Source organism: Geminocystis sp. GBBB08, assembly GCF_016743215.1.
Taxonomy (GTDB): Bacteria; Cyanobacteriota; Cyanobacteriia; order Cyanobacteriales; family Cyanobacteriaceae; genus Geminocystis.
This window is the reverse complement of sequence record NZ_VRZC01000123.1, coordinates 1-12,073: the sequence shown is the minus strand read 5'-3', so window position 1 is coordinate 12,073 and position 12,073 is coordinate 1. Positions and strand designations below refer to the sequence as shown.

Here is a 12,073-nt window from a genome sequence, read left to right as displayed (position 1 = left end):
ATTCATCTTTGTTATGGTCTGCTAAATTTACTATTTCTAGTTTTTTTCCTGTTTTTTCTAATAATAATGACAGGTAATTTGTGCCAAATCTAGCGAGACGGTCTTTATGTTCTACAATCAAGACATTGTAGTTATCATCAACTAAAATTTGAGCTAATTGTTTTCGATTATCGTTTAATCCGCTACCCACCTCCTTGATTTTAAAAATATCACTTAGTTACAACTTAAATTTAAAATAGATTTTTAATCCTTATTTTTTGATAAGATTTAGAAATCAGTAATAAACTAACGAAAAAATTTATGGTTTGGAATGAAGGTTACATTTCAGAAATTAACTATACCTATGGTTTTTATGGTGAATTAAGCCCCTTAAAATTAGCCTTAGCCACTGCTGTAAATTCTGTCCATCCTCCTGACTTAAACAAGCCTTTCAACTACTGTGAATTAGGTTGTGGTAGGGGTTACACTACTAATTTACTCGCATCAGCTTATCCCCACGCCCAATTTTACGCCAATGACTTCAATCCTAATCATATACTAGAAGCTAAAACCCTTGCTTCCTCAGCAACCAATCAAAATGTTCACTTCTTTGATGATAGCTTTACCAAATTTATCCATCAAGATTTACCACAATTTGACTTTATCGTTTTACATGGAATTTATAGCTGGATTACTCCTGAAAATCGTCAGGCTATTGTCAAATTTATTGATCAAAAACTCACAGTAGGAGGTTTAGTTTATCTGTCTTATAATGCTCTACCCGGATGGTCTGTAGCAATACCCATACAAGGTTTAATGTTAAGACATCGCCAACAATCTTCTGAACCAATTTTAGAAAGTATTGAACAAGCCTTAAATTTTACCGGCAAGTTAATCGATACTAAGGCAGGTTACTTTGTTCAAAACCCTAATCTTAAAAATCGTTATGAAAGACTAAAACTACAAAATCGTTATTATCTCGCCCATGAATATTTTAATGAGCAATGGAATAGCTTTTATTTTGATCAAGTAGTACAAGAGTTAGAAGAAGCAAAACTTAATTTTATTGGTTCAGCTCAACTTACTGATTATGTAGATGTTCTCAATCTCAGTCAAGAAGCACAAAAAGAATTAAATGAAATTAAAGATCCCATTTATAAAGAAGTTGTTAGAGATTTTTACTTGAATACTCAGTTTCGACGAGATATTTTTGCTCGTGGAAAATTACCAATGACTCCAGTACAACAGTCCGAACTCATTAGGAATATACGTTATGCTTTAATAGTTCCTCGTAATACTGTAAAGTTGCAACAATCTTTTGCCGTGGGAAATGTTACATTGCATTTAGACATTTACAATCCTATTTGTGATGTGTTGGCTGAATCGTCTTTAACTATGGAAGAGTTACATAATCATCCTGCTATCAACAAAATTACCATGAACAATCTTTATCAAGCCTTAATTGTATTAACTGGGATTGGTTATGTTCATCCTGCGGTAGATGATCAAATTTGTCAACAAAAAAAACCCTTTACAGATGCTTTTAATAATGCCGTAATCAAAAAAGCTTTTGTCAGTGATGAAATGAGTTACTTAGCCTCACCTTTAATTGGTACTGGAGTTGTCGTTACTCCTATGGAACAACTTTTGCTTTTTGCGCAAGGAATGGGGGAAGATGCCGTTAAATTTGTTTGGAATGTGCTATCAAGTCAAAACAAAAAATTGATGAAAGATAACCAAGTTTTACAAACTCCAGAAGAAAATATCGCACATTTGGAAAACATTGCTAAAGAATTTTATAAAAATAGTGTTCCCACCTTAAAAAAATTAGGAATTTAATTTGACACTCGTTTTGTTCTTTAAATATATTAAACAGTGAATAATGATCAGAGATTTTGACAGTAGAATAATGCAAAGATGCCTTGAATTAGCAAAAAAAGCTCAAGGTAAAACATCTCCTAATCCTTTGGTTGGTTCAGTAATTGTTAAGGAGGGTAAAATTATCGGTGAGGGTTTTCATCCTCAAGCAGGACAACCCCATGCCGAAGTCTTCGCCTTACAAGCTGCTGTATTAAATGCCGAAGATTCTACCGTTTATGTAAATTTAGAACCCTGAAATCATTTTGGACGTACGCCCCCTTGTACTCAAGCCTTAATCAAAGCCAAAGTCAAACAAGTTGTAGTAGGGATGATAGATCCCGATAGTAGAGTTTCTGGTAGTAGCATCAAAAAATTGCTAGAGGCTGGAATTGATGTCAAAGTAGGTGTTGAAGAAGAAGATTGTTTAAAACTTAATGAGGCATTTATCCATCGAGTGAAATTTCAACGCCCTTTTGGTATCTTTAAATATGCTATGACTTTAGATGGTAAAATTGCTACAAATACAGGTCATAGTCAATGGATTACAGGCACCAATACCCGAAATTTTGTCCATCATTTAAGAAGTAGTTGTGATGCCGTAATTGTCGGAGGTAATACCGTCAGACGTGATAATCCTCAGTTAACGACTCATGGAGTAACTACTCATAATCCTTTGCGGGTAGTAATGACGAAAACTCTGGATTTTGCTCTAAACTATCACCTTTGGGATATAAACCAAGCAAAAACTGTTATTTTTACTCATTCTCAACCCAATGCAACTACAAAAAGTCAATTATTAGATAAGGGAGTAGAAATTGTCGAGATAGAAGATATTAACCCCACTTTCGTGATGAATAATCTCCATCAAAGAGGATTAAACGCAGTTTTGTGGGAATGTGGCGGCAATTTAGCCTCACAGGCTATCGTATCTGGGAATATCCAAAAAATATATGCTTTTATTGCCCCTAAAATTATCGGCGGCAAAAATGCACCTACTCCTATAGATGATTTAGGTATTAATGCCATGAATGAGGCTTTATTACTTAACAATACTAAAATTCAGCAAATTGATCATGATTTTTTAATCGAAGCCTACTTTGAGAATTTAGAATTGAGAATGTAGAATGTAGAATGTAGAATGTAGAATTTAGAATTTACCATTGCCTCGTTGCTCGACAAATGACAATTATTAATTGACAAAAGTTGAAAAAATGGGATATGATCGTAGATTGTCACTGGTAATATATACTAGCGATAATTATAATTATATATACAAAAATTGTGTATAAAAAGCATACCTCATGCCAACTATTCAACAACTAATTCGTAGCGAACGTTCTCAAATTCAGAAAAAAACCAAATCCCCTGCGCTTAAAGAATGCCCTCAGCGTCGTGGTGTATGTACAAGAGTTTATACAACAACTCCCAAAAAACCGAACTCTGCTTTAAGAAAAGTCGCAAGGGTTCGTTTAACATCGGGGTTTGAAGTAACGGCTTATATTCCTGGAATAGGTCATAACTTACAAGAACACTCTGTGGTTTTAATCAGAGGTGGCAGGGTGAAAGATTTACCTGGTGTAAGATACCACATAGTTAGAGGTACTCTTGATGCTACGGGTGTTAAAGATAGAAAGCAGGGACGCTCCAAATATGGTGCAAAACGTCCTAAAGCTTAGATTAACTGAAAAATAACATTATTAAGGATATAGATAAATGTCTCGCAGAAGTAAAGCTAAAGTGGTAGAAGTACCACCAGATCCTCTTTATAACAGTCGTTTGGTAAATATGACCATCCGTAGAATCATGAAAGATGGCAAAAAATCTCTCGCCGCCAGAATTTTATATGATGCCTTAAGTATCATCGCTGAAAGAACTGGTAACGAACCGATGGAAACTTTTGAAAAAGCCATCAAAAATCTAACTCCTTTAGTGGAAGTTAAAGCTAGAAGAGTTGGTGGTGCTACTTATCAAGTACCGATGGAAGTTCGTTCTTCCCGTGGTAGTAGTCTCGCCTTACGCTGGTTAATTACATTTTCTCGGAAAAGAAGTGGTAAAACCATGTCCATGAAATTGGCTAACGAAATTATGGATGCAGCTAACGAAACTGGTGGGGCTATCAAGAAAAGAGAAGAAACACATAAAATGGCTGAAGCTAACAAGGCTTTCGCTCATTATCGTTATTAATTCTATAAATTGACCAACATTTATCCTCTACATGATCAAAAATTCCTCTTGGAAAGGTTGTGAGTTTTGTTAAGAAAAGTGTAGAATAGTAAACGGTGTCAATTTTTTAGCAGAAATCACCTTAAAAGTATTGCTCTAAGTCAAAGGAGGTAACTGTGGCTAGGATAATTCCCCTTGAAAAAGTCCGTAATATAGGCATTGCGGCTCATATAGATGCGGGTAAAACCACTACAACAGAAAGAATACTTTTTTACTCTGGTATTGTTCACAAGATCGGGGAAGTTCATGATGGTAATGCTGTCACAGACTGGATGGAGCAGGAACGAGAACGAGGAATCACCATCACGGCGGCGGCCATTAGTACTGATTGGCGAGGTCATCATATTAACATCATTGATACCCCCGGTCACGTTGACTTTACCATTGAAGTAGAAAGATCTATGCGTGTCCTTGATGGGGTTATCGCTGTATTTTGTTCTGTAGGTGGTGTTCAGCCTCAGTCGGAAACCGTTTGGCGACAAGCAGATCGTTATCATGTTCCTCGTATTGCCTTTGTCAATAAAATGGATCGCACGGGAGCAAATTTCTTTAAGGTATATCAACAGGTAAAAGAGCGTTTAAAAACTCCAGCTGTAGCGATTCAAATTCCCCTCGGTAGTGAAGATAATTTTCAAGGCATCGTGGATTTAGTGACCATGAAAGCTAATATCTACAAAGATGATTTAGGTCAAGATGTAGAAGTAACGGAAATTCCTTCAGAACTTCAAGAATTAGCCCAAGAGTATCGTGGTTATTTGATCGAAGCGGTAGCAGAATCAGATGAACTTCTTTTGGAAAAATACTTAGGAGAAGAAGAAATTACTAACGAAGAAATACAAAAAGCTCTACGGGAAGGTACTATTAAGGGTACAATTATGCCCATGTTGTGCGGTTCAGCTTTTAAAAATAAAGGTGTACAACTACTTTTAGATGCGGTGGTGGATTATTTACCAGCACCAACTGAAGTTCCAGCTATTAAAGGTATTTTGCCTAATGGCGAAGAGGCTATTAGACATTCTAGCGATGATGAACCTTTTTCCGCCTTGGCTTTTAAAATTGCTTCCGATCCCTATGGTCGTTTAACATTTATTCGGGTATATTCAGGGGTTTTGGCAAAAGGTAGTTACGCTTATAATGCTAGTAAAGACAAAAAAGAACGGATTTCTCGTTTAATTATCCTGAAAGCTAACGATCGCATTGAAGTGGACGAGTTAAGGGCGGGGGATTTAGGAGCGATTATTGGCTTAAAATTAACCACCACTGGGGATACTTTATGTGATGATCAACACCCGATTATTTTAGAATCCTTATATGTACCTGAACCCGTTATTTCCGTAGCAGTAGAGCCAAAAACGACTCAAGATATGGATAAGTTATCAAAGGCTTTACAAGCTCTTTCTGATGAAGATCCTACCTTTAAAGTCAGTATCGATCCCGAAACTAACCAAACGGTAATCGCTGGAATGGGAGAACTACACTTAGAGATTTTAGTCGATCGAATGTTACGAGAGTTTAAAGTTGAAGCCCATGTAGGACAACCTCAAGTATCTTATCGTGAGACAATCCGTAAAGCAGTAAGTGCAGAAGGTAAATTCATCCGTCAAAGTGGCGGGAAAGGGCAATATGGTCATGTGGTAATCGAAGTTGAGCCTCAGGAAGAAGGGAAAGGCTTTGAATTTGTCTCAAAAATCGTGGGCGGTACAATTCCCAAAGAATATATCCCTTCAGTGGGGCAGGGCATCAAAGAAGCCTGTGAATCAGGTATAATCGCTGGTTATCCGGTAATTGATCTCAAAGTGACTCTTATTGATGGTTCATATCACGATGTTGATTCCTCAGAAATGGCATTTAAGATAGCAGGTTCAATGGCAATTCGGGATGGTGTTGAAAAAGCAGCACCTGTGTTGTTAGAACCGATGATGAAAGTTGAAGTGGAAGTCCCAGAAAATTTCTTAGGAGATGTAATCGGGGATCTCAACTCTCGTCGTGGCACTATTGAGGGCATGAACTCAGAATACGGTTTAGCTAAAGTTACAGCCAAAGTTCCTTTAGGGGCGATGTTCGGATATGCGACGGATATTCGCTCTAAGACCCAAGGACGTGGTATATTTAGCATGGAGTTTAGCAATTATGCTGAAGTTCCTAGCAATGTGGCAAATACCATTATTGCTAAAAATAGAGGTTATCTATAGCAGAAGGCAACCCCCTTAATCCTCTTGAAAGGTAGAAAGACAAAAGTGAAAATCTGATGTCTCCTATAATCTACTCTGCAATATTAATTAATTTAATTTATTAAATAAAGGAAACACAACAAAAATGGCACGGGAAAAATTTGAAAGAACAAAGCCCCACGTTAATATTGGTACTATTGGTCACGTTGACCACGGTAAAACTACTCTTACCGCAGCTATTACCTTAACTTTATCCGCTTTAGGTCAAGCAAAAGCTCGTAAATACGATGAAATCGATGCTGCACCTGAAGAAAAAGCTCGTGGTATTACCATCAACACCGCTCACGTTGAATATGAGTCTCCTGATCGTCACTATGCTCACGTTGACTGTCCAGGTCACGCTGACTATGTTAAAAATATGATCACTGGTGCGGCTCAAATGGATGGAGCTATCTTAGTAGTATCTGCTGCCGATGGACCTATGCCTCAAACCCGTGAACATATCCTCTTAGCAAGACAAGTTGGTGTACCTAGCTTGGTTGTATTCTTAAACAAAGAAGACCAAGTAGATGACGCTGAATTATTAGAACTTGTTGAGTTAGAAGTTCGTGAGTTGTTAACTGAGTATGGCTTCCCTGGAGATGATATTCCTATCGTTGCTGGTTCTGCCTTAAAAGCGGTTGAACAAATGACATCTAACCCTAAAACCCAAAAAGGGGAAAATGAGTGGACTGATAAAATTCATGCCCTAATGGATGCTGTGGACAGTTACATTCCTACTCCTGAGCGTGATATTGACAAGCCTTTCTTAATGGCTGTAGAGGACGTTTTCTCGATCACTGGTCGTGGTACTGTTGCAACTGGTCGTATCGAACGTGGTAAAGTTAAAGTTCAAGAAACCGTGCAATTAGTAGGAATCAGAGATACTCGTAATGGTGTCGTTACGGGTGTGGAAATGTTCCAAAAAACTTTAGAAGAAGGTTTAGCAGGAGACAACGTAGGTGTACTTCTTCGTGGTATTGAAAAAGAATCGATTGAACGTGGTATGGTTTTAGCTAAACCAGGTTCTATCACTCCTCACACCAAGTTTGAAGCGGAAGTTTACGTTCTCAAAAAAGAAGAAGGTGGCCGTCATACTCCTTTCTTCCCCGGATACCGTCCTCAGTTCTATGTGCGTACCACTGACGTAACTGGAACTATCAGTGACTTTACTGCTGATGATGGTAGTGCTGCTGAAATGGTTATGCCAGGCGATCGTATTAAAATGACTGTTGAATTAATCAACCCCATTGCTATTGAACAGGGTATGCGTTTCGCTATCCGTGAAGGGGGTCGTACTATTGGTGCTGGTGCTGTATCCAAAATCTTAAAATAGGTTGACATAATAAACGGGCGTACATTTTATTTGATTTGTACGTCCTAATTTTTTGTGTTATTTAAGCATCTTTACCCTAACTTTAACCTGAGTTCAATATAAAAGTATCGGTGAAAATGATGCTAGGAGACTAGAAGACTAGGAGAAAATTTCAAAAAACAAAATTATTCTGAATTATTACCAAGTATTTCTAGTAATCATTTCTCATTTCTCATTCCTCATTCACTTGTACCTTGAAAATATAAATACATAGGAAAAAATTATCATGGCAACTTTACAACAACAGAAAATTCGTATCCGTCTTAAAGCATTTGATCGCCGTTTACTAGATACATCTTGTACTAAAATTGTAGAAACTGCTAACCGCACTAATGCCTCACCCGTAGGTCCGATTCCTCTACCGACAAAGCGTAAAATATATTGCGTCCTGAGATCTCCTCACGTTGATAAAGATTCTAGAGAACATTTTGAAACTCGGACTCATCGTCGTGTTATCGACATTTATCAACCTTCTTCTAAAACTATTGATGCTTTGATGAAATTAGATTTACCTGCGGGGGTAGATATTGAAGTGAAATTATAGGTTTTGGTTGTTATTTTTGTGGGCGGTGTATCGCCCTACTTTTTTCAGTAGAAAAGAATTTTTTTTGCCATTTTTAAGGATGCACCTCTATCTCCAATTCTTTCTTTACCGTTATTAATACAGTTAGCTAAAAATTCTCTATCTTCTATTATCTCTATTATTTTCAGGGCAGTTTTTTGACAAATAACAGTTTTATCTCTATCATCCTCAATGGTAACTGTACTACTCCCTAATAATCTCATTTGTGCTTCAGCGAATCTATAGGTAAATTGAGGTCCTTTTCCTGGTATTTGTATTATTGGTTTCCCTAAGCCAACTGCTTGTTCTACTGCCGTTCCCGCCATACCTAACACTAGGTTACACTGTAGTATAATATCGGCAAAGGCATCGTTATAAACCCTGACAAAAATATTTTTTCCGTTAATTTCTTGACTAAAAATCCCTGAATCATAATGCCAGTTAAGGTTATTAGCGATCGACTTTAAATGATTATCAGTAATGCTAGGTACTAATGCAGCTCGAAACTGCCAAGATTTTCGTGATATTTTGACTAAAGTTTCGCACACTTCTAATTGTAAACTTAAATTGTGCAAGGCTTCGGGTAAACGACTACCAGGTAATAAGGCAATCATTGGTATTTCTGAAGATAAATTGAGATTTTTTTCTGTGGGTTTTAATCCATCCATAATGGGATAACCTTCACAAATTGTCTTGGTTAATCCTTGAGCTTGTAAATCTTCAGAGGTGAATTTATCCTTAGTAAAAATTAGTTGACAACGAGGCGATCGTAATAATAATTTAGTCAGAAAAGGTAGTTTTAATTTCCCTTCATAATAACTTGAATTAGCTACTAAAAAATTCAAATAATTTTTACCTGTTAAATAAGCAAAAAAAAGTGGAACAATATCTCCTACAGCGATAACTAAATCATAATTATTTTTAATTTTATTAAGAGTAATAATTTGTTTAATAGTTAAGGCAATTAAGCCAGAATATAAATCTTGAATCAAGTTAAGAATATTCAGATAAAAAATGCCTCCCGAAGGCATCGATTGTAAGGGGGCAACTATAGTAATATTTTTATTGATATAGGATTTTCCTTCCCCTACAATGGGAAAAGCATGAATAGTTAAATTATGATCAACCGAAAGTAAAGCCTCTGCCATTAAACTACTATTTAAGTCTTCTCCGTGACCATTACTAATAAATAAAATTTTTTTAACTTTCTCACTATTTTTATTCATATTTATTGGTAAAATAAACTATTTTAATTTTCAAAAATTTTGGTAACTAATTATATAATAAGAAAATCTAAGCAAAAATTTTTTGATGAGCTAAAAAAAAGACACAGTATCATTATAATTATCAATCCTTAATGTCTTAAATATGAACAAAAATCTCATTTTTTCTATTTTATTAGTCTTTATTCCCATTTCGATCACAGGACATTTTTTACATTGGAGTGAATCGATCATTTTTTTAACCTCAGCTATGGCTATTATACCTTTAGCGGCATTTATGGGAGTTGCTACAGAAGAAATTGCGGTAGTTTTAGGACCAAATTTAGGAGGCTTATTAAATGCTACATTTGGTAACGCTACCGAATTAATTTTAGCTTTTATAGCCCTTAAAAGTGGATTAGTGCAAGTAGTAAAAGCAACGTTAACAGGCTCAATTATTGGTAATTTACTGCTAGTAATGGGATTTGCCATGTTTTTGGGAGGATTAAAATATAAAGAGCAAAATTTTCCACCTACTGCTGCTCGTTTAAATGCTTCATCCATGAATTTAGCAGTAATCGCTCTTTTATTACCCACTGCGGTAGAATTTACTTCTACTGGTATCACTTCAAAAACATTACAAACTTTATCTGTAGCTGTAGCAGTAGTGTTAATCGGGGTTTATTTATTAACTCTCTTATTTTCAATGAAAACTCATTCTTATTTATATGATGTAGGAGTAGCAGAAAATGAAGAAGAAGGCGAAACTCCAGGTAAAAAACCGAATATCTTATTATGGGTGGGAATTTTATTAATTGTGACTCTTGGGGTAGCTATCGAGTCAGAATTATTAGTGGATTCCCTCGAAAAAGCTACGGAAGATTTAGGCTTACCCGTCTTATTCACTGGGGTGATTTTGTTACCAATTATTGGTAATGCTGCCGAACACGCTACGGCTGTAACGGTCGCTATAAAAAATAAAATGGATTTATCGGTATCTGTGGCGCTAGGATCTAGTTTACAAATTGCTTTATTTGTTGCACCAGTGTTAGTAATTGCCGGTTGGATAATTGGGCAACCGATGGATTTGAATTTTAATCCCTTTGAATTAGTAGCGGTGGCGGTTTCGGTATTAATTGCTAATTCTATCAGTTCTGACGGTAATTCTAACTGGTTAGAAGGAGTTTTATTATTGGCTACTTATACAGTGATTGGTTTAGCTTTTTATTTTCATCCTGCCATTGAAGGTTTAGCTTAATTAAGTAATAAGTAATAAGTAATATTCAAAATTGACTCAATCAAAGTAAAAAAATCAATTTTCATCGTGTTTTTATCAATTATTAATTTTTTATGCTCGAAATCTTAAAATCAAGCCTAATTATTTCCTGTCAAGCACCTAGTGATTCACCTTTACACAATCCAAATATCATTGCTGCCATGGGCAAAGCCTGTATTAACCAAGGTGCAAAGGGTTTAAGAATTGATAGCCCCAGTCATATTACAGCAGTTAAGCAATTATTACCTAATATTCCTGTCATTGGTTTATGGAAGCAAATGGGGCTTAATTCTTCTGTTTATATTACTCCTCGTTTTAAAGATGCGGTAGCAGTAAGTGAAGCAGGGGCAGATATTATCGCTATTGATGCTACTCAAAGAAGTCGCCCTAATGGAGAAACCATGTCTGAAATTATCACCCAAATTCAGCAAAAATTGGGTAAACCTGTGATGGCGGATATTGATACTCTTGAAAATGCCATCGCTGCTTCTAATGCGGGGGCTGATTTTATTGGCACTACTCTTTACGGTTATACAAAAGAAACACAAGATTTGCTCCCCCCTAGCTTTGAATTCATCGAGAAACTGATCAAATCCATCGATAAACCCATTATTTGTGAGGGTGGAGTCAAAACACCCCAAGAAGTAAAAAAAGCCCTTGATTTAGGTTGTTTTTCGGTGGTAGTAGGTACGGCGATTACGGGTATTGATTTATTAGCTCAAAAATTCACTAAGCCTTGCTTGTAGCCCACCGCACGTCATTTTATAGTTAATAAGCAATAAAAAATTAAGATATACATAAACTCTTTCATTCTTATTTAAAATGACTATAAAACTAGAATAGACTTCTCCAATAATTATTTTTCAAAGATTGAAAATGACAATAAACTATATTAATTTAATGATTTCAATATTGAAACTGATTTAGTTTTTTATTTCTGGAGATGTCTAATAGAGGAGAACGATCGCAGTTGTAGAGATGCTCATCCAAAGACCAAATATAAACCCGTCTGCCTTGATTGATATTACAGAGTTTTTGCCAATCGTGAATAATTGATAAATCTCCCAATCCACTGCCGCGCATTGCTGAATCGGGAAAATCCACTAGCCATAATTGTAAATCTTTTTGTTGTAAAAAACGAATAGGTTTGAAAGGGGACTCTCCTCTGAGTGCTTTTTGAACTTGAGTGACAAATTTTTTGGCACATTGACGACGTTGATTACCATTACCATTTTGAGCAATATGATTTCCCGTTTCTATAAGTAAGTAGGCAAAATTAATTGTATGTTTACTTTATGAAAGACAGAAGATAATAAGCAATAGGCAACAAGGATTGTATGTTATTTTAATTAATTTAAAAATTCACAATCTATTTTGCACGAGTAC

11 protein-coding genes and 1 pseudogene are annotated in these 12,073 nt (G+C 36.0%); 9 read left to right on the top strand and 3 right to left on the bottom strand.

The window, feature by feature from the left end; all coding sequences use genetic code 11:
• A partial coding sequence (locus tag FWJ34_RS14275) for a recombinase family protein (RefSeq protein ID WP_396231963.1) occupies nt 1-190 on the bottom strand: 190 nt, incomplete at its 3' end.
• Between the two features lie 110 nt (nt 191-300).
• Here FWJ34_RS14275 and FWJ34_RS14270 point away from each other — a divergent pair.
• The 7 genes and pseudogenes from FWJ34_RS14270 to rpsJ all read left to right on the top strand — a co-directional run bounded on the left by FWJ34_RS14270 (nt 301) and on the right by rpsJ (nt 8,191).
• Nucleotides 301-1,818: a class I SAM-dependent methyltransferase gene (locus FWJ34_RS14270; RefSeq protein WP_308256004.1), complete on the top strand. Its 1,518-nt coding sequence runs from the start codon at nt 301-303 to the stop codon at nt 1,816-1,818.
• A gap of 43 nt (nt 1,819-1,861) precedes the next feature.
• Nucleotides 1,862-2,962 (top strand): annotated as a pseudogene (gene ribD / locus FWJ34_RS14265) (bifunctional diaminohydroxyphosphoribosylaminopyrimidine deaminase/5-amino-6-(5-phosphoribosylamino)uracil reductase RibD).
• Between the two features lie 178 nt (nt 2,963-3,140).
• Nucleotides 3,141-3,515 carry a 30S ribosomal protein S12 gene (gene rpsL, locus FWJ34_RS14260; protein WP_308256002.1) on the top strand — a complete coding sequence of 125 codons (375 nt, stop codon included), beginning with the start codon at nt 3,141-3,143 and terminating at the stop codon, nt 3,513-3,515.
• Nucleotides 3,516-3,552: 37 nt separating this feature from the next.
• Nucleotides 3,553-4,023 carry a 30S ribosomal protein S7 gene (rpsG, locus tag FWJ34_RS14255; protein WP_308256001.1) on the top strand — a complete coding sequence of 157 codons (471 nt, stop codon included), beginning with the start codon at nt 3,553-3,555 and terminating at the stop codon, nt 4,021-4,023.
• A 155-nt stretch (nt 4,024-4,178) separates the two neighbouring features.
• A complete protein-coding gene (gene fusA, locus FWJ34_RS14250; RefSeq protein ID WP_308256000.1) occupies nt 4,179-6,254 on the top strand; it encodes an elongation factor G in 2,076 nt (691 codons plus the stop codon).
• Nucleotides 6,255-6,378: 124 nt separating this feature from the next.
• Nucleotides 6,379-7,608, top strand: coding sequence for an elongation factor Tu (tuf, locus tag FWJ34_RS14245; RefSeq protein ID WP_308255999.1), 1,230 nt, complete (start codon nt 6,379-6,381; stop codon nt 7,606-7,608).
• Nucleotides 7,609-7,873: 265 nt separating this feature from the next.
• A complete protein-coding gene (gene rpsJ / locus FWJ34_RS14240) occupies nt 7,874-8,191 on the top strand; it encodes a 30S ribosomal protein S10 (RefSeq protein ID WP_308255998.1) in 318 nt (105 codons plus the stop codon).
• 44 nt (nt 8,192-8,235) lie between these two features.
• Here the strand turns inward: rpsJ and FWJ34_RS14235 are convergent, their stop codons facing one another.
• Nucleotides 8,236-9,435: a lipid-A-disaccharide synthase-related protein gene (locus FWJ34_RS14235; RefSeq protein ID WP_308255997.1), complete on the bottom strand. Its 1,200-nt coding sequence runs from the start codon at nt 9,433-9,435 to the stop codon at nt 8,236-8,238.
• A 142-nt stretch (nt 9,436-9,577) separates the two neighbouring features.
• Between FWJ34_RS14235 and cax the strand changes: the two genes are divergently transcribed.
• Both cax and FWJ34_RS14225 read left to right on the top strand, forming a co-directional pair.
• Nucleotides 9,578-10,669 (top strand): calcium/proton exchanger, encoded by a 1,092-nt coding sequence (gene cax / locus FWJ34_RS14230; RefSeq protein WP_308255996.1) that lies wholly within the window; start codon nt 9,578-9,580, stop codon nt 10,667-10,669.
• A 92-nt stretch (nt 10,670-10,761) separates the two neighbouring features.
• The gene (locus tag FWJ34_RS14225) at nt 10,762-11,433 is read left to right on the top strand and encodes an N-acetylmannosamine-6-phosphate 2-epimerase (RefSeq protein ID WP_308255995.1); all 672 of its coding nucleotides are present in this window, start codon (nt 10,762-10,764) and stop codon (nt 11,431-11,433) included.
• 160 nt (nt 11,434-11,593) lie between these two features.
• On the opposite strand, the gene FWJ34_RS14220 is transcribed toward FWJ34_RS14225, so the two are convergent.
• Nucleotides 11,594-11,791, bottom strand: a complete 198-nt coding sequence (locus FWJ34_RS14220; protein WP_308255994.1) for a hypothetical protein — start codon at nt 11,789-11,791, stop codon at nt 11,594-11,596.
• Between the last annotated feature and the right edge of the window lie 282 nt (nt 11,792-12,073).

Bases quoted from the DNA above. Each gene is read 5' to 3' on its own strand.
- FWJ34_RS14270 (WP_308256004.1), top strand. From the start codon at position 301: ATGGTTTGGAATGAAGGTTACATTTCAGAAATTAACTATACCTATGGT.
- rpsL (WP_308256002.1), top strand. From the start codon at position 3,141: ATGCCAACTATTCAACAACTAATTCGTAGCGAACGTTCTCAAATTCAG.
- rpsG (WP_308256001.1), top strand. From the start codon at position 3,553: ATGTCTCGCAGAAGTAAAGCTAAAGTGGTAGAAGTACCACCAGATCCT.
- tuf (WP_308255999.1), top strand. From the start codon at position 6,379: ATGGCACGGGAAAAATTTGAAAGAACAAAGCCCCACGTTAATATTGGT.
- rpsJ (WP_308255998.1), top strand. From the start codon at position 7,874: ATGGCAACTTTACAACAACAGAAAATTCGTATCCGTCTTAAAGCATTT.
- FWJ34_RS14235 (WP_308255997.1), bottom strand. From the start codon at position 9,435: ATGAATAAAAATAGTGAGAAAGTTAAAAAAATTTTATTTATTAGTAAT.
- cax (WP_308255996.1), top strand. From the start codon at position 9,578: ATGAACAAAAATCTCATTTTTTCTATTTTATTAGTCTTTATTCCCATT.
- FWJ34_RS14225 (WP_308255995.1), top strand. From the start codon at position 10,762: ATGCTCGAAATCTTAAAATCAAGCCTAATTATTTCCTGTCAAGCACCT.